This window comes from Methylobacterium oryzisoli, from assembly GCF_046557895.1.
Lineage (GTDB): Bacteria > Pseudomonadota > Alphaproteobacteria > Rhizobiales > Beijerinckiaceae > Methylobacterium > Methylobacterium oryzisoli.
This window is the reverse complement of the sequence record NZ_JBKIBX010000009.1, coordinates 18,400-38,659: the sequence shown is the minus strand read 5'-3', so window position 1 is coordinate 38,659 and position 20,260 is coordinate 18,400. Positions and strand designations below refer to the sequence as shown.

The window sequence follows — 20,260 nt, the reverse complement described above, 5'->3', positions numbered from 1 at the left end:
CGGGAGCCGTGCGGCTTTGTCTAGGCTCGTTCCAAAGTATGGAGGACGCCCCATGTGCCGCATCTTCGCGGAGCAGCCGCCGGAGAACTACGCCTGCGAGACCCGGTCCTTGCGCATCGGCGGCCACTGCACGTCGCTGCGGCTGGAATCCGCCTTCTGGACCATCCTGGAAGACATCGCCCGTCAGGAGAACCTGAGCGTCGCCAAGTTCGCCACCAAGCTGCACGACGAGGTGCTGGAGCGGCAGGGCGAGGTGCGCAACTTCGCCTCGCTCCTGCGCTGCTGCTGCCTGATCTACCTCGCCAAGGGCGAGACGGGCCGGCTATTTCGGCCCGCCCTGATGGCGGCGGAGTAGGCCCGCGCGGCTCAGCGCGGCGCGGTGCCGTCCGGCCGGCTGGAGGGCATCCCGCCCGGCGCGTCCGGATAGGCGGTGCTCGGCACGCGGTCGGTGCGCCCGGCCGAGGTGCTGGGCGTCCCGGTGCGGCTCGTATCGGCGGCGCCGGAGGGCTCGGGCCGGCCCGGACAGGGGCTGCCCGGCGGGCAGGGGGCTGTGACCGGGCGGGCCTCCCGCTCCGCGGCCGGGGTTCCGGCCGGGTTGTTCGGGTAGGCCGCCGCGCCCCCGCCCGGTGCCGGGGCGGGGGAGCCCTGGGCGAGGCGGGGGCCGGCCGCGGCCGGCGCCGCGGAGAGGCCCGCCAGGACGAGAGCGGTGAGGAGGGGACGGGTCATCAGATCTCCCGCCGCTGCATCGCGCCCGCGATGTGGTCGGCCTGCCGCAGCGCCAGCGCCACGATGGTGAGCGTCGGGTTGCAGGCGGCGCCGCTCGTGAACTGGCTGCCGTCCGAGACGAACAGGTTCTTCACGTCGTGGGTCTGGCCGAACCCGTTCACCACGCCGTCCCGCGGCTTCGCACTCATGCGGTTCGTGCCCATGTTGTGGGTGCTCGGGTAGGGCGGGGTCGGGTAGGTGACGGTGGCGCCCACCGCCTCGTAGACCGCCGCGCCCTGCCGGTAGGCGTGGTTGCGCATGGCGACGTCGTTGGGGTGGTCGTCGAAGTGCACGTGCGCGACCGGCATCCCGTGCTTGTCCTTGACGGCGGGATCGAGCGTGATGCGGTTCGTCTCCTGCGGCATGTCCTCGCCGACGAGCCACATCCCGGCCATGCGCGGGTACTGCTCCATCGCGCTCGTGAAGGTGCGCCCCCAGCCGCCCGGGTTGAGGAAGGCGGCCATGAAGGGCACGCCGAGCGAGAGCGTCTCCATCTCGTAGCCGCCCGCGAAGCCGCGCTTGGGGTCGTGGTGCGCCTCGTCCCGGATGATGCCGGCCATGGTCGTGCCGCGGTACATGTGCACCGACTTCTCGAACACGCCGTAGATGCTGCCGGTCATGTGCCGCATGTAGTTGCGGCCGACCTGCCCCGACGAGTTCGCGAGCCCGTCCGGGAAGAGGGTCGAGGCACTGTTGAGGAGCAGGCGCGGGCTCTCGATGGAGTTGCCCGCCACCGCCACGATGCGGGCCTTCTGGCGCTGGAGCTGGCCCTTCTCATCCGCGTAGACGACGCCCGTGACCTTGCCGGCCGCGTCGTGCTCGATGCGGATCACCATGCAGTTCGGCCGCACTTCGAGGTTGCCGGTCTCTTCGCCGCGGGGGATCTCGGCGATCAGCGTCGACCACTTCGCTCCCGACTTGCAGCCCTGGAAGCAGAAGCCGATCTGCTGGCAGGCGCCGCGGTCGTGGCGCTCCTCGCTGTTGATCGCCATCCGGCCGGTATGGACCTCCTTGTAGCCGACGCGGCGCGCCCCGGCCTCCAGCACCTTGAAGTTGTTGTTGCCGGGCAGGCCCTTGATGCCGTTGGTGCGCGTCACGCCCATCCGGTCCTCGGCCTTCGCGTACCAGGGGTCGAGGTCGGCCAGGGTGATCGGCCAGTCGAGGAGGTTGGCGCCCGGCATCACGCCGTAATGGTCGCGGATGCGGAATTCGTGCTCCTCGAAGCGCAAGGAGGCGCCGGCCCAGTGCACGGTGGAGCCGCCCACCGCCTTCACGATCCAGGCCGGCAGGTTGGGGAAGTCCCGCGCCACCCGCCAGGAGCCCGAGGTGGTGCGCATGTCGGTCCAAGCGAGCTGCGCGAAGCTCGCCCACTCGTCGTTGACGAAATCCTCCGTGTTGTGACGGGCGCCCGCCTCCAGGATCACGGTCTTGATCCCCTTGAGCGCCAGTTCGGTGCCGAGCGTGCCCCCGCCCGCGCCCGAGCCCACGATGACGACGAGCCCGTCGTCGTTGAGGTCGAAAGTGGCCATGCTGTCCTCCGGTCGCGCCGGGGGTCCGCGCCGTGCGCGCCCTCCTGCCGCGCGTGAGATCACTCAGGTCTGGCGGCTGGTTCAGACCTTCGGCAGCCAGTCGATGTCGTTGAAGCCGCGCTGGATGTAGCCGCCCTTGTCGGCGGAGGGACCCTCGTAGCCGAACTTCGGCCACAGCTCGGGCTGGTTGTAGAGCGAGACCACGAGGTCGGCCCGCAGCGCCTTGAAGAAGGGCGTGTGCTCGATCGCCTGGAGCAGGACGACGCGGTCGGCCTCCCAGCCGACCTGCGCATAGGCGACCTTGTGCCGGGTGCGCGCATCCTCGTCGAGGCGGCGGATGCCCTCGGAGAGGAGCTGCTTCGTGGCCGGATCGCCCGCCGCCTTGCCGTCCCACGGCTTCACGGCGGCGATGTAGTAGGTGTCGGCCAGGAAGTCGTGCGGGTAGATGTCCCGCGCCACCTTCACCAGGGTCTTCAGGTCGGAGGGCGACAGGGCGGCGCCGCCCTCCGCCCAGGCCTCCTCCACCGCCAGGCCGGCGCCCGTGGCGATGGCCGCCGCCGGGGCCGCCGCGGCGGCGCTCTGCAGGAAGCTGCGCCGGCTCACCCGCCGGCGCGGATCGACTTCTCTCATCGGGCGTCTCCTCGTGACGTTCTTGCTTGTCGTCATGCTGTTGCCTGGGGACGGCTCAGCCGAAGCGGCCGCCCTTCTGGATGACCTCGATCTTGTAGCCGTCGGGATCGGTGGCGAAGAAGAACCGGGCGAGCGTGCGGCCCTGGTGCTGGAAGTCCTTCACGGGCGTCGCGGGCAGGCCCTCGCGCTCGAAGCGCGCGTGCTCGGCCTCGACATCGTCCACCACCACCGCGAGGTGGCCGTAGCCGTTGCCGATCTCGTAGGGCTCCTGCCGGTCGAAGTTGACCGTGAGTTCGAGCTCGAAGGGCGAGGCGGGGTCGCGCAGGTAGACGAGCGCGAAGGTGTCGAACGCGAAGCGGTCGGCGACCTCCAGGCCGAAGGCGCGGGCATAGTACTCGCACGAGCGGGCCTCGTCGCGGACGCGGATCATGGAATGAACGGGCTTGGCCATCGGGAAACGACTTCTCCTGGACTTGCGGCCGGTGCCGGTGTGTCTGCACGCCCCGATCGTAGCCGGCGGCCGGGGCCGCAGGTGGTAGCGGGCTGTTGCGGGGCCGATCCCGCCGGCCGTCAGGGCGGAGTCGGCGCAGGTCGAGAATCGGTGCAGACGTGTGGACGAGGCCGCTTCATCCGCGGCACGACGCCAAGCCGCTTGCGGAACACTTGAGGAACGCTTACCATGTTCGCGATTTGTTTCGATCAGCGTGCCCGCGCAGGCGATGAGAGTGACCCATGCTCACCCGTAAGCAGTTGGACCTGCTCCGCTTCATCCAGCAGCGGATGCGCGAGACGGGCGTCCCCCCGTCCTTCGACGAGATGAAGGACGCCCTCGACCTCAAGTCCAAGTCGGGCATCCACCGACTGATCACGGCGCTGGAGGAGCGGGGCTTCCTGCGCCGGCTGCCGAATCGCGCCCGGGCGATCGAGGTGATCCGCCTGCCCGAGACGGTGAGCGCGCCCTCCGCCGAGGTGGTGCGCTTCAACCCGAGCGTGGTCGAGGGCGGGCGCGCCAAGGAGCCGGTCGCCAAGCCCGCCATGCCCGCCGGGGTGGCGGTGGACGATCACCGGTCGGGCTCGGTGGCCATCCCGGTGATGGGCCGCATCGCCGCCGGTACGCCGATCTCGGCGATCCAGTCCCAGAGCCGCAGCGTGGCGATGTCGCCCGACTTCCTGGCCGGCGGCGAGCATTACGCGCTCGAAGTGCGCGGCGACTCGATGATCGAGGCGGGCATCCTCGACGGCGACCTCGTGGTGATCCGCCGGCAGGAGACGGCCAATACCGGCGACATCGTGGTGGCGCTGATCGACGACGAGGAGGCCACGCTCAAGCGCCTGCGCCGCCGCGGCTCGTCGATCGCCCTCGAGGCCGCCAACCCGGCCTACGAGACCCGCGTGCTCGGCCCGGACCGCGTGCGCATCCAGGGCCGGCTCGTCAGCCTGATCCGCAAGTACTGACGGCCTGGTTCCGGATCATCCTCCGGGACATCGTGCCCGGAGGCATCGTGGCGATCATCGAAGGCCCGCGCGACTCCCCGCGCGGGCCTTCGGCGTTCCGGGACATCGTCGGGTCGTAACCCATCCTGCCTCGAGGGCAGGCGCTCGCTCGAAGGAATCCAAAGAAGCGGCACAACGGCGTCGTAGTATCTGACCTTGCGTCCGTCCCAACGGCCTGCGAGCACGGCCCTTCGCGGGATCGCCGAAGCTAGAGGAAAGCTTAACCATCAATCCGGCAAAGTGCCGGGATGATCGCGGTGGGCCGTGGGCCCGCCGGCAGATCTCCTCCTGTGCCGATGAAGGCCTGCGGAACGCGACGATGACCGACGGCTTCATTCTCCTGGTCTCGGACGATCCCAAGAAAGCCCACTCGCTCGCCCACAGCGTCACCTGCCACCTGCCCTGCCGGGTGATCGAACCCGGGCAGCGCCAACCGCCCGGCACCGTGCTCGCCGTGTTGCTCGACGTCGCCCTCGACGATCCATCCCTCCTGGCGAGCCTGCGCGGCCTGATGAGCCATCTGCGCGCCCGCATGAGACCCTGCCTGTGCCTGGCGCGGGACCTGACGCCGGCCACGCTCGCCAAGGCGCGGGCGCTCGGGGCCTCCCGGATCCTGCCGCCCTTCACCTCCCGCGCCGCCCTGTCCGCCGCCCTTCTCGATCTCGTGCAGGTGTCCGCGGCCGAGCGCGCGCGCGAGCCGCGGGTGCAGATCCGCGCTCAAGCCGTCGAGGCCTGCGCGCTCGTGACCGGCCTGTTCGATGCCGCGGAATCCGGCCGGGCGCTGTCCCACGAGGATGTCGAGGCCGGCACCGAGATCGTCCTCGACGCGATCTCCGAGGCTGGGATCCAGGCGTGGCTGGAGACGATCTGGTCGCACCAGAGCGAGGTCTACCAGCACTCCCTCAGCGTGGCCGGTCATGCGGCGGTCTTCGCGAGCGTCCTCGGCTTCCGCCGCAGCGACCAGCACCGCCTCGCCCGGGCGGCCCTGCTGCACGACGTCGGCAAGGCGAAGATCCCGCGCGCCATCCTGGCCAAGCCGAGCAGCCTGACGCCGGACGAACTCGCGATCATGCGCACGCACCCCGCGATCGGCGCGGACCTCCTCGCGGCCCAGCCGGGCTTCGACGCCGAGACCCTCGGCGTCGTGCGCCATCACCACGAACTGCTCGACGGCTCCGGCTATCCGGACGGGCTTCGGGGCGGAGAGATCCCCGACCTCGTCCGCCTCGTCACCATCTGCGACATCTACTCGGCCCTGACCGAGCGCCGCCCTTACCGCGCCCCGCTGAACGCGGCCGACGCCTGGGTGGTGATGGAAGGGATGGGCGGCAAGCTCGACACCGCGCTTCTCAACGCCTTCCGGTCCACCGTGGGCGGACTCCAGACCGCTTCCGCCGCCTGAGCGGCCCAGGGGACGAAAGCCGCCGCGACGCGTTTCCCCGCACGGAGGAACGCTGATGCCGATCGAACACCAAACCCCGCATCCCGACTGGCCGCGCCGCGTGGCGCAAGCCTATCTGGCCGAGGCGCGCCCGCCGCTGACGCCGCGCATGGCCGAGGATCTGCTCGAACGCCTCTCGGCGGCCCAGCATGGCGGCGAGGCGCCCCGGGAGGCCGCCAACGCCGCCCTCGATGCCTTCGAGGCCGACCTCAACGCGGTGGCCGGGCCGCGGGTCGTGGAACTCGATGCCGCCGGCGTCACGATGGGTCACCGCTCGGAGGCCGGCCGTCCGCTGCGGACGTTCGGTGGCCAGTGAGCCGGGCCGGCCGCGGCGGACGAATCCCCTGGAGAGGAGCACCCGGGGAAGCCTCCAGCCGTCCTGAATGCCTGTCCTCTGCAGAAGGCTTGGACCTAGGTCGAAGACGGCCTACCCTGACTGCGGCGGGCCGGACCCTTATTCTCCGGCCCCGTGAGAGGGACGGTTCGTCGCGTCGGGCGCGGCGATCGGAATCGGGCGCTGGCCCCGGGTTCCCCGCCTCCACCGCCGCCCCTCAAGCCCGGGTCGATCACTCCCCGAGCGTAGGCTCGCACCGCTGCTTGTATTTTGTATGCCAGATGGTACGGTGAGGCCATGAGCCAGCACGACGTTACGCGCGTTCAGCGCTTCGATCATCCGGGACGCGGACGCGAGCGGGCGAGGCCCGTTCCGAAGGGCCGCCAGGTGGATCCCCGCGCCAAGACCGAGATCGCCGGCCTGCTCGGCGACGCGTCCCGGCAGCGAGATCTCCTGATCGAGCACCTGCACCTGATCCAGGACACCTACGGCCAGATCAGCGCTCCACACCTCGCGGCGCTGGCCGACGAGATGGATCTCGCCTTCGCGGAGGTGTTCGAGACCGCGACCTTCTACGCCCATTTCGACGTGGTGAAGGAGGGCGAGAACCCGGTGCCGGCGCTCACCGTGCGGGTCTGCGACAGCATCACCTGCGCGATGCACGGCGCCGAGGACCTGCTGGCGGCGCTCCAGGCCGAGATCGGCGGTCAGGTGCGGGTGGTGCGCGCGCCCTGCGTGGGCCTGTGCGACCACGCGCCCGCCGCGGAGGTCGGCCACAACTTCCTGCACCGGGCCACGCCCGAGAGCGTCAAGGCGGCGGTCGCCGCGGGCGACACCCACGCGCATCTCCCGGACTACGTCGATTACGACGCCTACCGGGCGGGCGGCGGCTACGCGAGCCTGGAGCGTCTGCGCTCCGGCGATCTCACGGTCGATCAGGTGCTGGCGATCCTCGACGACGGCTCGCTGCGGGGCCTCGGCGGGGCGGGCTTCCCCACGGGGCGCAAGTGGCGCTCGGTGCGCGGCGAGCCCGGGCCGCGCCTGATGGCGGTCAACGGCGACGAGGGCGAGCCCGGCACCTTCAAGGACCAGCTCTACCTCAACACGGACCCCCACCGCTTCCTCGAAGGGACGCTGATCGGCGCCCACGTGGTCGAGGCGGAGGACGTCTACCTCTACATCCGCGACGAGTATCCGATCGCCCGCGAGATCCTGGCGCGCGAGATCGCCAAGCTGCCTCCGGGCGGGCCGCGCCTCCACCTGCGGCGCGGGGCCGGGGCCTATATCTGCGGCGAGGAATCCTCGCTGATCGAGAGCCTGGAGGGCAAGCGCGGCCTGCCGCGCCACAAGCCGCCCTTCCCGTTCCAAGTCGGCCTGTTCGGCCGCCCGACGCTGATCAACAACGTCGAGACGCTCTACTGGGTGCGCGACCTGATCGAGAAGGGTGCGGGCTGGTGGAAGAGCTTCGGTCGCAACGGCCGCACGGGCCTGCGCTCCTACTCGGTCTCGGGCCGGGTGAAGGAGCCCGGCGTCAAGCTCGCCCCGGCCGGCGTCACCATCCGCGAACTCATCGAGGAGTTCTGCGGCGGCATGGCCGAGGGGCACGGCTTCGCGGCCTACCTGCCGGGCGGCGCCTCGGGCGGCATCCTGCCGGCCTCGATGGACGACATCCCGCTCGATTTCGGCACGCTCGAGAAGTACGGCTGCTTCATCGGCTCGGCCGCCGTCGTGGTGCTCTCGGACCAGGACGACGTGCGCGGGGCGGCGCTCAACCTGATGCGCTTCTTCGAGGACGAGTCCTGCGGCCAGTGCACGCCCTGCCGGGTCGGCACCCAGAAGGCCCGCATGCTGATGGAGCACGGCGTCTGGGACACCGACCTCCTCGGCGAGCTCTCGGACTGCATGCGCGACGCCTCGATCTGCGGCCTGGGGCAGGCGGCCTCGAACCCGCTCACCAGCGTCATCAAGTATTTCCCGGACCTGTTTCCGACGCCGCGGCCCATGGCGGCCGAGTAGCGCGGCAGGCCCGACAAGCGAAAGCACGACCATGAGCAGCGGCACCCAGACCAGCAAGCCCGCCGGCGGCGATCCCCTCGTCACCGGCCCCGCCGGCCCGCAGGACGCGGGCGGAGAGGGCAGGGGGGCGCAAGGCGGCGCCTACTCGCAGGGTCCGAAGTCGGGCGGGCAGGCGGGACCTGCGCCGAGCGGCACGGCGGGCCTGCGCGAGATGCCGGCCGGCATCCCGGGCGTGGTGTTCGAACTCGACGGGCAGACCGTCGAGGCGCGGCCCGGCGAGACCCTCTGGGAGATCTCCCGCCGCCTCGGCACGCACATCCCGCATCTCTGCCACAAGCCCGCCCCGGGCTACCGGCCGGACGGCAATTGCCGCGCCTGCATGGTCGAGATCGAGGGCGAGCGCGTGCTCGCCGCCTCCTGCAAGCGCGTGCCGGCCGTCGGCATGAAGGTGAAGACCCAGAGCGACCGGGCGGTGAAGTCCCGCGCCATGGTCATGGAGCTTCTGGTCGCCGACCAGCCGGAACGCGCGACCGCCCACGACCCGGACTCGCATTTCTGGGCGCAGGCCGATTTCGCGGGCGTGACCGAGAGCCGCTTCCCCACCGAGGAGCGCTGGCACCCGGATTCGAGCCACCCGGCCATGCGGGTCAACCTCGACGCCTGCATCCAGTGCAACCTCTGCGTCCGGGCCTGCCGCGAGGTCCAGGTCAACGACGTGATCGGCATGGCCTACCGCAATGCCGACGCCAAGGTGGTGTTCGACTTCGACGACCCGATGGGCCAGTCGACCTGCGTCGCTTGCGGCGAGTGCGTCCAGGCCTGCCCGACCGGCGCCCTGATGCCGTCCGCCTACCTCAACGACGAGCAGGAGCGCGTCGTCTATCCCGACCGCTCGGTCGACTCGCTCTGCCCGTATTGCGGCGTCGGCTGCCAGGTCTCCTACAAGGTCAAGGACGACCGCATCGTCTACGCCGAGGGCAAGGACGGCCCGGCCAATCGCAACCGGCTCTGCGTGAAGGGCCGCTTCGGCTTCGACTACGTCCACCATCCCCACCGGCTGACGAAGCCGCTGATCCGCCTCGACAACGTGCCCAAGCACGTCAACGATCAGGTCGATCCGGCCAATCCCTGGACGCATTTCCGCGAGGCGACCTGGGAGGAGGCGCTGGAGCGCGCCGCCGGCGGCCTCAAGGCGGTCCGCGACACGCACGGGCGCAGTGCCCTGGCGGGCTTCGGCTCGGCCAAGGGCTCGAACGAAGAGGCCTATCTGTTCCAGAAGCTGGTGCGGCTCGGCTTCGGCACCAACAACGTCGACCATTGCACGCGGCTCTGCCACGCCTCGTCGGTGGCGGCGCTGATGGAGGGGCTGAACTCGGGCGCGGTGAGCGCGCCGTTCTCGGCGGCCCTCGACGCCGAGGTGATCGTGATCATCGGCGCCAACCCGACCGTGAACCACCCGGTCGCCGCCACCTTCATCAAGAACGCCGTCAAGGAGCGCGGCGCCAAGCTGATCATCATGGATCCGCGGCGTCAGGTCCTGTCGCGCCACGCCTACCGGCACCTCGCCTTCAAGCCGGGCTCCGACGTGGCGATGCTGAACGCGATGCTCAACGTGATCGTGGAGGAGGGCCTCACCGATCAGCAGTACATTGCCGGCTACACCGAGAACTTCGACGCGCTCAAGGAGCGGATCCGCGAGTTCACCCCCGAGCGGATGGAAAAGGTCTGCGGCATCCCGGCCGAGACCCTGCGGGAGGTGGCCCGCCTCTACGCCCGCTCGCGCGCCTCGATCATCTTCTGGGGCATGGGGGTGAGCCAGCACGTCCACGGCACGGACAATTCCCGCTGCCTCATCGCGCTCGCGCTCACCACCGGCCAGATCGGCCGTCCGGGCACGGGCCTCCACCCGCTGCGCGGCCAGAACAACGTGCAGGGCGCCTCCGACGCCGGCCTGATCCCGATGGTCTATCCCGACTACCAATCCGTCGAGAAGCCGGCGGTGCGGGAGCTGTTCGAGACCTTCTGGGGCCAGTCGCTCGATCCCAAGCAGGGCCTCACCGTCGTCGAGATCATGAAGGCGATCCACGCCGGGCAGATCCGGGGCATGTACGTCGAGGGCGAGAACCCGGCGATGTCGGATCCCGACCTCAACCACGCCCGCGGGGCGCTGGCGATGCTCGACCACCTCGTGGTGCAGGACCTCTTCCTCACCGAGACCGCCTTCCACGCCGACGTGGTGCTGCCGGCCTCGGCCTTCGCCGAGAAGGCCGGCACCTTCACCAACACCGACCGGCGGGTGCAGATGGCCCGCCCGGTGGTGCCCCCGCCCGGGGATGCGCGCCAGGATTGGTGGATCATCCAGGAGATCGCCCGGGGCCTCGGCCTGTCGTGGTCCTATCGCGGCCCCGCCGACGTCTTCACCGAGATGGCGCAGGTGATGCCCTCCCTCAAGAACATCACCTGGGATCGCCTGGAGCGCGAGGGCGCGGTGACCTACCCGGTGGACGCGCCCGACGAGCCCGGCCATGAGATCATCTTCTACGCCGGCTTCCCCACCGAGAGCGGCCGGGCGAAGATCGTGCCCGCCGCGATCGTGCCCCCGGACGAGGTGCCCGACACCGAGTTCCCGATGGTGCTCTCGACGGGCCGGGTGCTGGAGCACTGGCACACCGGCTCCATGACCCGGCGGGCCGGGATCCTCGATGCGATCGAGCCCGAGGCGATGGCGCTGATGGGGCCGCGGGAACTCGGCCGCCTCGGCCTCGTGCCCGGCGACCGGGTGCGGCTGGAGACCCGGCGCGGTGCCGTGGAGGTGAAGGTGCGCTCCGACCGCGACGTGCCGGACGGCATGGTGTTCATGCCGTTCTGCTACGCCGAGGCCGCCGCCAACCTCCTCACCAACCCGGCGCTGGACCCGATGGGCAAGATCCCGGAATTCAAGTTCTGCGCGGCCCGGGTCGTGCCCGTGCCCCCGGCCGCGGCCTCGATCGCCGCCGAATAGGCCGAGCGCGGCGCCGCCCCGGCGGCGGCGCGCTCCGCTCTAACCTTTGTGAATGGCAGATCCCCCGAACTGGCACGAGGAATGCCGTATCGGCTGACGATTCGGCCTCGCGCCGGGCCGCGGTCGCTCCGGCATGACCGGTCGGCACCGACCCGGCTTGTCCGATCGGCACCGATCGGGCTCGGCCGATCGGCACAGGGGGAGGGTCAGCCACCCATGAAAGCTGCGCTGCTCGTCGCGCTCGCGCTCATCCAGCCGGCACACTCGTGGTATCCCTACGAGTGCTGCTCCGACCACGATTGCGAGCCGGTGCAGGACGCCGTGGAGGTGCCGGGCGGCTACCGCACCCACGGCATCTTCGTGCCCCTGGCCAAGGTCCGCCCGAGCAAGGACGGCAACTTCCACTGGTGCCACCGCGGCGACTACGTGTTCTGCTTCTTCGCGCCGCTCGCGGGGTGAGGGGGCGGCGGTCAGTAGGCGTTCTCGGCCTTGAGCAGCGCGAAGGGTGTCTTCACCAGGATGCGCAGGTCGAACAGCACCGACCAGTTCTCGATGTAGTAGAGGTCGTGCTCGACCCGGCGCTGGATCTTCTCGCTGGTGTCGGTCTCGCCGCGCCAGCCGTTGATCTGGGCCCAGCCGGTCAGCCCCGGCTTGACCTTGTGGCGGGCGAAGTAGCCGTCGACCACCTGATCGTAGAGCGTGTTGGCGGCCTTGGCCTGGAGCGCGTGCGGTCGCGGGCCGACGAGGGAGAGGTCGCCCTTCAGCACGTTGAAGAGCTGCGGCAGCTCGTCGAGCGAGGTCTTGCGGATGAAGCGTCCGACCGGGGTCACCCGCGGGTCGCCCCGGGTGACGAGCTTCGCGGCACCCGAATCGCTCTGGTCGACGTACATCGAGCGGAACTTGTAGACCTCGATCAGCTCGTTGTTGAAGCCGTAGCGCTTCTGGCGGAAGAACACCGGCCCGCGCGAGGTCAGCTTCACGGCGAGCGCCACCGCGATCATGACGGGCGCGAAGCCGATCAGCATCAGGCCGCCGACCACGCGGTCGAATAGGCTCTTCACCACCACGTCCCAGTCGGCGATGGGCTTGTCGAACACGTCGAGCACCGGCACGGAGCCGAGATACGAGTAGGAGCGCGGACGCAGGCGCAGCTTGCTCGCGTGGGCCGAGAGGCGGATGTCGATCGGCAGCACCCACAGCTTGGACAGCATCGCCAGGATGCGGCCCTCGGCGGAGATGGGCAGGGTGAACACGACGAGATCGAGCCGGGTGTGGCGGGCATAGGTCACGAGGTCGCTCACCGTGCCGAGCTTCGGGTAGCCCGCCACCACGTCGGCGGAGCGCCCGTCGTTGCGGTCGTCGAACACGCCGACGATGCGAATGCCGGAATCGCTCTGGTGCTCCAGGGAGCGGATCAGCGCCTCGGCCGGCTCGCCGCCGCCCACGATGGCGGTGCGCCGGTCGAAGCGGCCCCGGCGCATCTGCGCGCCGATCACCAGGGACAGGATGAGCCGCTCGGTGAGGAGCACGCTCAGGCCCGCGAGGTAGAAGGTGCCGAGCCACAGCCGCGAGTAGTGGTCGCCGAGCTTGGCGAAGAACAGCACGGTGCCGGCCATCAGGAAGACCAGCGACCAGGCGACCACGACGCGCGTGCCGGCCGTGAAGAACGCCCGGAAGGCCCGGATGCCGTAGGTGCCGGCGGCCTGCAGCACCGCGATGGTGAGCACCGCGAGCGCTGCGATCGCGGCGATGTAGACGAGGTTGAGCGGCACCACGCCGCCCAGGACGGCCGCGTGGGCCGCGAGCCCGGTGGCCGCCACCAGGACCAGTTCGACGAGGCGCACGCAGCCCGCGACGACGACCGGCGAGAGCGGCGCGTCTGCGCGGGGCGCGACGACGTTCTCGGCCGGCGGCATCCGCCCGCGCGCGGGAGCCGGCCCGGCCTCCGCCTGCTGGGCCGCGGCCGTCTTCAGGATGTCGCGGACGTCGAAGGCACTCATGACGGTTGATCCGGCTGGCTGGCGGGGCGGCCCGCGCGGGCGGGGGATGGCGGCGGAGGCGGGACGGCCGCGCCTCAGCGCGACGGCGCGGGCGCGCCCGGAACGGGCTGTATGTCGCCGCGCTGCTCGTGGGCGGCGGCGTAGCCGGCGAGCACGCCGTCCGCCATGCGCTGCATGGAGAAGCGGGCGCGGATGAAGGCGCTGAGACCCGCCGCCTCGTCCCGGCACGCCTCCTCGGGCTGATCGAGCTTGCGCAGCACCGCGAGAGCCAGGGCCTCCACGTCGCGCGGCGGCACCAGCGCGCCCGCGGCCGGCCCGAAGATCTCCGGGATGCCGCCGACCGTGGTGGCGACGAGCGGCTGGGCCGCGGCGGCAGCCTCCAGCACGACGTAGGGGAGGGATTCGGCGAAGGAGGGCACCACCATCACCCGGCCGCGGCAGAGGGCCGCGCGGATCGGCTGGGGCGGTTCGAAGCGGATCGCGGCACCGAGGCCGAGGCTGTCGGCCCGGGCCTTCAGGGTGGCCTCGTCCGGCCCGGATCCCACCACCAGCAGGGTCAGGCGGCGGCCGAAGGCGTTGCGCAGGCGCGCCAGCGCGTCGAACAGCACCGGCACGCCCTTCGCGTCGCGCAGCTCGCCGATATACACGAGGTCGAAGGGGTCCGGCGCGCGCTGGATCGGCGCGAATTCGGAGGCGTCGATGCCGTTGTGAACGATCCGCACCAGCCGGTCGGTCTCGCCCACGTAGGTGCGGTAGCGGCCGGCGATGTACTCGCTCTCGAACAGGAAGATGTCGGTGCGCCGGGTGAGCGCCGCCTCGGCCGCCATGTAGACCCGGTGCAGGGGCGTGCCCGGCCGGTAGTTGAAGCTGCCGCCGTGGGGCGTGTAGGCGCGCACCGGATCGGCCAGCCCGCGGGGCATGACGGCGATCCGGGCGAACAGGCCGCCCTTCGAGCCGTGCCCGTGCAGGACGGTCGGGCGGATGCGGCCCGCCAGGCGGTACAGGCCGGCGATCGCCGAGAGGTCGAGCGGGTGCGGGTTGCGCCGCATCGGCACCCGGGTGAGGCCGAGCGCGAGCCTGGGCGCCAACTCGGCCAGCACCGCCGCGGCGCGCTCGCCCCCGGTGCTCGCATCGCAGAAGACGCCGACCTCGTGGCCCGCCGCGATCTGCAGCCGGGCGACGTCGAGGACGTGGCGGAAGAGCCCGCCCACCGGCGCCCGGAAGACGTGCAGGATGCGCTGGCGCCGGGCCGGCGCCGGGCGGGGGGCCTGCTCGTCCGCGCCCGGATCCGAAACCGTATCGAGAGGGCGAAGGTGAGGCAGGGCCACGGGACTCTCCGCAACGCAGGACCGAGATGCGGGGCCAGGCTTCCATCGAGGAAGGGACGGGTTCGTCCATCGAACCCCGCATCTCGTCTTGTGACGGCGGCGGCGTCGACGGGGGGTTAAGCGGCGTCCTTCTTCGCCGCCCGGATGAGGCCGTGGTTAAGCGGTGCTCAATGCGATCGCGCGATTTGCGCGCGATCCGGCGGCGGCCCGCCGCCCGCCTGGCGGGCCAGGATGTCGCGGCTTGCCGCCGGACGAGGACGCGACAGGTCTCGCGAGCCGCCGCCCCTCCGCACCCGGATCGCCATGCGCCGTCGTCTGCCCACCCTCGCCGCCCTGGTTCTGGCCGTCCCGGCTCTCGCCCGCGAGGCCGCGCCGCCGGTCTCGGCCGATCCCGTCCTGCCGCAGGCCCCCGCCCGCGTCCCCTACCTGGCGGCCGGGACGCTCGACACCCGCGCGATCCTGCCGCCGCCGCCCAAGCCCGGCACGGAGGCGGAGGCGGGCGACCGGCTCACCTACGCGGGGACCCGCGCCTTCAAGGACACGGGCCGCTGGGCGCTCGCCACCGCGGACGTGCAGGGCGGGGCGCAGCATCTCCTGGCGGCTTTCTCCTGCGCGCTCGGCACGCGTCTGACCCCCGCGCGCGTGCCCGCCCTGCTGGCCCTTCTGGAGCGGACCCGCCTCGACGTCATCGCGGCCGTGGACGCGCCCAAGGGCCTCTACCGGCGCCCGCGCCCGCATCTCGGCAACGACCTGCCGATCTGCGTGCCGCGCAGCGAGCGGCTCGCGGCCAGCTGGTCCTACCCGTCCGGCCACGCCACCGAGGGCTGGACCTACGCGCTGATCCTGGCCGCCGCCGCGCCCGCGCAGGCCACGGCGGTGCTGCAGCGCGGGCGCCTCTACGGCGAGAGCCGGATGGTCTGCGGCGTCCACTGGCGCAGCGACGTGGAGGCCGGCCGCACCAACGGCGCGGCCCTGTTCGCTGGGCTTCTCGGCAGCGACGCCTTCCGTGCCGATCTGGAGAAAGCCCGGGCGGAGCTCGCCCGGGCGCTGGCGGAGCCGGCGGTGGCGCCCGACCCGGCGACCTGCGCCGCCGAGGCGGAGGCGGCGGCGAACCCGCTGCCCTGACGCGCCGCCCGAACGCCCGGTCAGGCGGCGGGCCTGCCCGCCGTCCCGTGCCCGGCCGCGCCCTTGCCGGTGCCTGTGCCCGCTCTCTGGGCCGCGTTCTTGGCCTTGCGGGCCCGGCGCCCGAAGATGTTCAGCACCTCGATGCCGGCCGAGAAGGCCATCGCGGTGTAGACGTAGCCCTTCGGCACGTGCGCCCCGAAGCCCTCCGCGATCAGCGTCATGCCGATCATGATCAGGAAGCCCAGCGCCAGCATCACCACGGTCGGGTTGGCGGCGATGAAGCGCGAGAGCGGGTCGGCCGCGAGCAGCATCACGGCCACGGCGACCACCACCGCCACCACCATGATCTCCACGTGGTCGGTCATGCCCACCGCCGTGATGATGCTGTCGATGGAGAAGACGAGGTCGAGGAGCAGGATCTGCGCGATCGCCGCGCTGTAGCCGATGCTCGCCGGCTTGGCCTCCCCCTCCTCGTCGGTATCCGGGTCGACGTTGTGGTGGATCTCCTTGGTGGCCTTCCAGAGCAGAAACAGGCCGCCGGCGATCAGGATGATGTCGCGCCAGGAGAAGCCGCGGCCGAACACCTCGATGACCGGCTGGGTGAGGTGGACGATGTAGGCGACCGTCCCCAGCAGCGCGAGGCGCAGGATCAGCGCGAGCCCGATGCCGATGCGGCGGGCCGAGGTCTGCCGGGAATCCGGCAGCTTGTTCGTCAGGATCGAGATGAAGATCAGGTTGTCGATCCCCAGCACGACCTCCATGACGATCAGCGTCGCCAGGGCCGCCCACGCCGCCGGATCGGCGGCCAACTGCATGATGCTGTCCACGCTCCCCTCGCTCTGTCCCTAAGTGTCTTGCCCTGAGTGTCTTGCCCTGAGTGTCTTGCCCTGAGTGTCTTGCCCTGAGTGTCTTGCCCTGAGTGTCTTGCCCTGAGTGTCTTGCCCTGAGTGTCCTGCCCGGCCAGTCAGGCGGAAGGCCCGTGATGCCGCTGCCTTCGCGCGCCGACCAGGTACATCATCGTCGATGCCAGAACTGTGACCTGATGAAAATCGACGGGTGACCCAAGAGCAGCCGACGAGGGCCGCCCTCAATGCCGCCCGGTCTCAGGCGGTTCCGCCGGAGGCCGGCGCCCCGAGCGGCGGCGCGTGAACCCGGACCGCCCTCGGCACGACCCGGATATGGGCCGGCGTGTAGGTGGTGAGCTCGCCGTCGGTGTTGACCGGGCGCGGTTTCCGGGTGCGCAGCACGACCTCGGTGGTCTCGAAGGCGCGCACGTCCGCGGCCTTCCCCTGCGTGCCGCGGCGCAGGGCCGGCAGCAGCGCGAGCAGGCGCCACCAATGGGCGACCTCCAGGCTGTAGAAGTGCAGCAGGCCGTCGTCCACGGACGCGTCCTCCTGCACCGTCATCCCGCCGCCGTAGTGGCGCCCGTTGCCGACCGAGACCTGGATGGTGCGCACCGTCTCCACGGTGCCGTCGTGCTCGATGTAGACCGTGAAGGGGCGCGAGCGGCGCAGCAGCCGCACGGCCGCCACCGCGTAGCCGACGGTGCCGAAGCGCCGCTTGAGGTCCGATGTCAGCTCCCCGGCGAGATCGGCCGAGAAGCCGACGCTGGCGACGTTGAAGAAGTAGTGGCCGTTGACGCAGCCGAGGTCGACGGGCCGCGCCGGCATCTGGGTGATCACCTCCGCGGCCGCGACCGGATCGCTGGGCAGGCCGAGGCTGCGGGCGAGGTCGTTGGCTGTGCCGAGCGGCAGGATCCCGAGCGGGAGGGTGCCCTCGGCCAGCGCCTGTGCGGCCGCGTTCAGCGTGCCGTCGCCGCCGCCCAGGATGACGAGGTCGCAGGTCTTTTGCGCCTCGCGGATCAGGTCCTTGCAATCCCGGTCCGGCGCGGCCGGGTCGACCGGCTCGATGCCGCCGCGGCGCAGCACCGCCCTGATCTCGTCGAGATCGAGCTCGCCGCTGCGCGCGCGCCGGTTGACGACGAGGAGGCCTCGACGCGGACGCTCAACGTCGGCCATCGGCACCTCCGGGGTGGCCGGGCGAACGTGACGGCGACGACGCCCATGTGCCGGACCATGTGCCGGACATGGCGAACCCTCCAGTGCGATCGTGCCGCGTCAGCACAACGGCAGAGAAGGGGTCCGACATCACGATCGACGCCTCGACCGCGAGAGGGGCCCGGACCCGGGTTGACCCAGAGGTGGGGTCGCTCCGGGCGTTGACAAGTCCTGCGGCCTCGCTTCGCACCCATCGACGGGGTGGAACCGTCGCGGTAGCCATGAACGTTCTCACACAGCCCCTCCCGCTCCGGTGCCGCCATGCCTGCTCGCCCCCGCCCGTTGGCCGCCCTGATCTGCCTCGTCTCCGGCGCGCTCCTCGCCGCCGGCCCGGCCCGGGCGCAGCCGAGTTGGGTCGATCCACCGGCCAAGCCGGCCTCCGAGCCCGCCGCGAAGCCGCGCGAGCCGGCCCCGTCCTTCTCGGCCGAGCCGAGGCCGGCCCGGCGCGGCGCCGAGCGCGCGCCCGTGTCCGAGCGGGCCGAGGGGCGGACGACGCGGAGCGCCGACAGACGCGAGGCGGAATCGGCCGCCCGGGCGGCGGCGGCCCGCCGGGCCGCGCAGGCCGAGGAGCGCCGGGCCGCGCGGCGGGCCGAGCGCCTCGCCGCCCGGCCGCCACGCCGCGCCCCCGAGCCGATGCCCGCCTCGGACGACCGGATGCAGGACTGGGCGGTGGCGTCCCAGGATCTCGCCCGCGCCTATTTCGCCAGCTTCTCGGAGCCCAACGGCGTCGTGCTCGGCACGACCCCGCGCTTCTACGGCGACCGGGTGGTGTTTCACGGCCGGCCGATGAGCCTCGCCGCTCTCCTCTCCGAGAAGCGGCGCTTCCTGGCGCGCTGGCCCGAGCGGCGCTACCGGGCCCGGCCCGACTCGATCCGCACCGCCTGCAACGCCGGCCTCGCCACCTGCCAGGTCGACAGCACGGTCGACTTCATGGCCGCCAATCCCGACCGGGGGGTTCGCTCGGAGGGCACGGTGGCGGTTCGCCTCGCGCTGAGCTTCGCCGGCGGGCGGCCGGTGATCGTGTCGGAATCGAGTCGGGTGCTGAGCCGCGACCGTGTGGCCCATCAGGATTGACCGGGGCCCGCGTCTCGCCGCGGCGTCCTCAGCCGGAGGGCCGGTGCGGGGGAACGTTGAATCGAGCGGCGTTGTCCCGGGCCGTTCGCGCTCGGCGATCGGCGGGACGCTGCATCCGAGCGTCATCTGGGGTAGGGTCCATGGGGCCGCGACGAGAAGACGGACAGACGAGCGGACATGACCTCACGTGAGACCGTGCAGGCCTCCATTCGGGCCGAGATCGACCGGCAGCGGCCGGTCGAGGTGGCGCGGCGCACCCTCGAATTGCTGGCCGCATCCGCCGTGCGGGCGATCGATGCGCCGCCGGGCTATCAGGTGGTCGGCCGCGACGGGACGCCCCGCACGCGCCAGCAGGACGGGGCGACGGTTCCGTTCACGCTCGCCGATCTGATCGGCGAGCTGCGCCACCAGCATCCACGCCTCTTCCTGCCGCCCGAGGCCGCGGCGCCGCCCCGGGAACCCTTCCCGGCCCGGGAGTCCCCTGCGCTCCAAGAGTCCCTTGCGCTCCAAGAGTCCCCGGCGCTCCATGAGGCCCCCGCGTCCCAGGCGCCGCGGGAGGCGGCACCGGCCCCGGTCGCTTCGATCTCCGAGAGTCCGGCGGCGGTCCCGGAGCCCGCCATCTCGGACCGGGATTGGATCACGCTCGGCCCCGCCGCGGCCACGGCCGGCGCGCAGGTGCCGCCCTCGCGCCGGCCCGCGTGGCGGGATGCCGCGGTCGCGATCGTCTCCCGGCTGGGGCGACCGATCAAGGCGCGGCCTCGCCCGGCCACGCCGGCCGCAGCACCGCCCGCCGCCGTAGCACCGCCCTCCGGTCCCGTGCCGCCCCCCGCCGCCCCCGCGGCACCGGCCGCCGAGGGGTTGAGGCCGGCGGTCGCCCGTCCGGTCCGTCAGGGCGGGCGCCGTCGGCCGGTCTACGCCGCGCTCGCCGGGCTGCTGGTCGTCGGCGCCGGTTACTGGAGCCTGGCCGGCGGCGATCAATCCGCCACGAACCGGGCGGTGACGGTGATCGAGCCCAAGAGCGGACGCCCCTCCTCCGAGGAGGCGAAGTCCGGCGCTCCGGCGCCGCGCGGTGAGGTCGGCGAGACCGGCACCCTGGTGCCCGCGACCCCGGCCGCGCCGCAGCCGCCCGCGGCCTCGCTCGCGGGCGTGGCCGAGGTGATCGACACCGCGACGCTGAAGCTCGGCGGCCGGACCGTGCGGCTCTTCGGCGTGGAGTGGAGCAAGGGCGCGCAGGGCGCCGACCTCGCCAACTACCTCGCGGGCCGCCCGGTCGCCTGCCAGCCCGCCGCCAAGGGCACCGGCTACACCTGCACGGTCGACGGGCACGACCTCTCCGAGGTGGTGCTCTACAACGGCGGCGGCCGAGCCACGCCCGAGGCCACGACCGACCTCGTCGAGGCCGAGCGGCACGCGCGCACCGAGAAACTCGGGATCTGGCGCAAGTAGGCCGCCGCCTGAGGCGGTCG

Annotated in this window: 18 protein-coding genes; 10 read left to right on the top strand and 8 right to left on the bottom strand. The window is 71.9% G+C overall.

Features of this window, described 5'->3' with window-relative positions; all coding sequences use genetic code 11:
* Window positions 1–52 precede the first annotated feature (52 nt).
* Window positions 53–355, top strand: a complete 303-nt coding sequence (locus tag ACKUB9_RS10955) for a ribbon-helix-helix domain-containing protein (RefSeq protein ID WP_407521741.1) — start codon at window positions 53–55, stop codon at window positions 353–355.
* Between the two features lie 11 nt (window positions 356–366).
* Here the strand turns inward: ACKUB9_RS10955 and ACKUB9_RS10950 are convergent, their stop codons facing one another.
* From ACKUB9_RS10950 to ACKUB9_RS10935, 4 genes are all read right to left on the bottom strand, one after another.
* Window positions 367–726, bottom strand: coding sequence for a hypothetical protein (locus tag ACKUB9_RS10950; protein WP_407521739.1), 360 nt, complete (start codon window positions 724–726; stop codon window positions 367–369).
* Window positions 726–2,294: a GMC family oxidoreductase gene (locus ACKUB9_RS10945; protein ID WP_407521737.1), complete on the bottom strand. Its 1,569-nt coding sequence runs from the start codon at window positions 2,292–2,294 to the stop codon at window positions 726–728. Before ACKUB9_RS10945 ends, ACKUB9_RS10950 begins: the two co-directional genes overlap by 1 nt.
* Before the next feature lie 81 nt (window positions 2,295–2,375).
* A complete protein-coding gene (locus ACKUB9_RS10940; RefSeq protein ID WP_407521735.1) occupies window positions 2,376–2,924 on the bottom strand; it encodes a gluconate 2-dehydrogenase subunit 3 family protein in 549 nt (182 codons plus the stop codon).
* A gap of 55 nt (window positions 2,925–2,979) precedes the next feature.
* Complete coding sequence (locus ACKUB9_RS10935; protein WP_407521733.1) at window positions 2,980–3,375, bottom strand: VOC family protein; 396 nt, start codon at window positions 3,373–3,375, stop codon at window positions 2,980–2,982.
* A 281-nt stretch (window positions 3,376–3,656) separates the two neighbouring features.
* On the opposite strand from ACKUB9_RS10935, the gene lexA reads away from it, so the two are divergent.
* From lexA to ACKUB9_RS10905, 6 genes are all read left to right on the top strand, one after another.
* Window positions 3,657–4,379, top strand: a complete 723-nt coding sequence (gene lexA / locus ACKUB9_RS10930; RefSeq protein WP_407521731.1) for a transcriptional repressor LexA — start codon at window positions 3,657–3,659, stop codon at window positions 4,377–4,379.
* 358 nt (window positions 4,380–4,737) lie between these two features.
* Entirely contained in the window at window positions 4,738–5,820 is a 1,083-nt protein-coding gene (locus ACKUB9_RS10925; protein ID WP_407521729.1) for an HD-GYP domain-containing protein, read from the top strand.
* Between the two features lie 55 nt (window positions 5,821–5,875).
* Window positions 5,876–6,175 carry a hypothetical protein gene (locus ACKUB9_RS10920; protein WP_407521727.1) on the top strand — a complete coding sequence of 100 codons (300 nt, stop codon included), beginning with the start codon at window positions 5,876–5,878 and terminating at the stop codon, window positions 6,173–6,175.
* Between the two features lie 315 nt (window positions 6,176–6,490).
* On the top strand, window positions 6,491–8,209 hold the full coding sequence (locus ACKUB9_RS10915) for an NAD(P)H-dependent oxidoreductase subunit E (protein ID WP_407521725.1): 1,719 nt from the start codon (window positions 6,491–6,493) through the stop codon (window positions 8,207–8,209).
* Between the two features lie 211 nt (window positions 8,210–8,420).
* Entirely contained in the window at window positions 8,421–11,210 is a 2,790-nt protein-coding gene (gene fdhF, locus ACKUB9_RS10910) for a formate dehydrogenase subunit alpha (RefSeq protein ID WP_407522063.1), read from the top strand.
* Between the two features lie 216 nt (window positions 11,211–11,426).
* Window positions 11,427–11,669, top strand: coding sequence for a hypothetical protein (locus ACKUB9_RS10905; protein ID WP_407521723.1), 243 nt, complete (start codon window positions 11,427–11,429; stop codon window positions 11,667–11,669).
* A gap of 11 nt (window positions 11,670–11,680) precedes the next feature.
* Here ACKUB9_RS10905 and ACKUB9_RS10900 read toward each other — a convergent pair whose 3' ends face one another.
* Window positions 11,681–13,210 carry an undecaprenyl-phosphate glucose phosphotransferase gene (locus ACKUB9_RS10900; RefSeq protein WP_407521721.1) on the bottom strand — a complete coding sequence of 510 codons (1,530 nt, stop codon included), beginning with the start codon at window positions 13,208–13,210 and terminating at the stop codon, window positions 11,681–11,683.
* 74 nt (window positions 13,211–13,284) lie between these two features.
* Window positions 13,285–14,538: a glycosyltransferase family 4 protein gene (locus ACKUB9_RS10895; protein WP_407521719.1), complete on the bottom strand. Its 1,254-nt coding sequence runs from the start codon at window positions 14,536–14,538 to the stop codon at window positions 13,285–13,287.
* 303 nt (window positions 14,539–14,841) lie between these two features.
* Between ACKUB9_RS10895 and ACKUB9_RS10890 the strand changes: the two genes are divergently transcribed.
* Window positions 14,842–15,663, top strand: a complete 822-nt coding sequence (locus ACKUB9_RS10890) for an acid phosphatase (RefSeq protein WP_407521717.1) — start codon at window positions 14,842–14,844, stop codon at window positions 15,661–15,663.
* 20 nt (window positions 15,664–15,683) lie between these two features.
* Here the strand turns inward: ACKUB9_RS10890 and ACKUB9_RS10885 are convergent, their stop codons facing one another.
* Complete coding sequence (locus ACKUB9_RS10885) at window positions 15,684–16,490, bottom strand: TerC family protein (protein ID WP_407521715.1); 807 nt, start codon at window positions 16,488–16,490, stop codon at window positions 15,684–15,686.
* Window positions 16,491–16,766: 276 nt separating this feature from the next.
* Window positions 16,767–17,681, bottom strand: a complete 915-nt coding sequence (locus tag ACKUB9_RS10880) for a lipid kinase (protein ID WP_407521713.1) — start codon at window positions 17,679–17,681, stop codon at window positions 16,767–16,769.
* Window positions 17,682–17,981: 300 nt separating this feature from the next.
* Between ACKUB9_RS10880 and ACKUB9_RS10875 the strand changes: the two genes are divergently transcribed.
* Both ACKUB9_RS10875 and ACKUB9_RS10870 read left to right on the top strand, forming a co-directional pair.
* On the top strand, window positions 17,982–18,794 hold the full coding sequence (locus ACKUB9_RS10875; RefSeq protein ID WP_407521711.1) for a hypothetical protein: 813 nt from the start codon (window positions 17,982–17,984) through the stop codon (window positions 18,792–18,794).
* A gap of 177 nt (window positions 18,795–18,971) precedes the next feature.
* Entirely contained in the window at window positions 18,972–20,240 is a 1,269-nt protein-coding gene (locus ACKUB9_RS10870) for a thermonuclease family protein (RefSeq protein WP_407521708.1), read from the top strand.
* The last annotated feature ends 20 nt before the right edge of the window (window positions 20,241–20,260 follow it).

Coding starts and splice junctions, on each gene's coding strand:
- ACKUB9_RS10955 (WP_407521741.1), top strand. CDS start 53: ATGTGCCGCATCTTCGCGGAGCAGCCGCCGGAGAACTACGCCTGCGAG.
- ACKUB9_RS10950 (WP_407521739.1), bottom strand. CDS start 726: ATGACCCGTCCCCTCCTCACCGCTCTCGTCCTGGCGGGCCTCTCCGCG.
- ACKUB9_RS10945 (WP_407521737.1), bottom strand. CDS start 2,294: ATGGCCACTTTCGACCTCAACGACGACGGGCTCGTCGTCATCGTGGGC.
- ACKUB9_RS10940 (WP_407521735.1), bottom strand. CDS start 2,924: ATGAGAGAAGTCGATCCGCGCCGGCGGGTGAGCCGGCGCAGCTTCCTG.
- ACKUB9_RS10935 (WP_407521733.1), bottom strand. CDS start 3,375: ATGGCCAAGCCCGTTCATTCCATGATCCGCGTCCGCGACGAGGCCCGC.
- lexA (WP_407521731.1), top strand. CDS start 3,657: ATGCTCACCCGTAAGCAGTTGGACCTGCTCCGCTTCATCCAGCAGCGG.
- ACKUB9_RS10925 (WP_407521729.1), top strand. CDS start 4,738: ATGACCGACGGCTTCATTCTCCTGGTCTCGGACGATCCCAAGAAAGCC.
- ACKUB9_RS10920 (WP_407521727.1), top strand. CDS start 5,876: ATGCCGATCGAACACCAAACCCCGCATCCCGACTGGCCGCGCCGCGTG.
- ACKUB9_RS10915 (WP_407521725.1), top strand. CDS start 6,491: ATGAGCCAGCACGACGTTACGCGCGTTCAGCGCTTCGATCATCCGGGA.
- fdhF (WP_407522063.1), top strand. CDS start 8,421: ATGCCGGCCGGCATCCCGGGCGTGGTGTTCGAACTCGACGGGCAGACC.
- ACKUB9_RS10905 (WP_407521723.1), top strand. CDS start 11,427: ATGAAAGCTGCGCTGCTCGTCGCGCTCGCGCTCATCCAGCCGGCACAC.
- ACKUB9_RS10900 (WP_407521721.1), bottom strand. CDS start 13,210: ATGAGTGCCTTCGACGTCCGCGACATCCTGAAGACGGCCGCGGCCCAG.
- ACKUB9_RS10890 (WP_407521717.1), top strand. CDS start 14,842: ATGCGCCGTCGTCTGCCCACCCTCGCCGCCCTGGTTCTGGCCGTCCCG.
- ACKUB9_RS10880 (WP_407521713.1), bottom strand. CDS start 17,681: ATGGCCGACGTTGAGCGTCCGCGTCGAGGCCTCCTCGTCGTCAACCGG.
- ACKUB9_RS10875 (WP_407521711.1), top strand. CDS start 17,982: ATGCCTGCTCGCCCCCGCCCGTTGGCCGCCCTGATCTGCCTCGTCTCC.
- ACKUB9_RS10870 (WP_407521708.1), top strand. CDS start 18,972: ATGACCTCACGTGAGACCGTGCAGGCCTCCATTCGGGCCGAGATCGAC.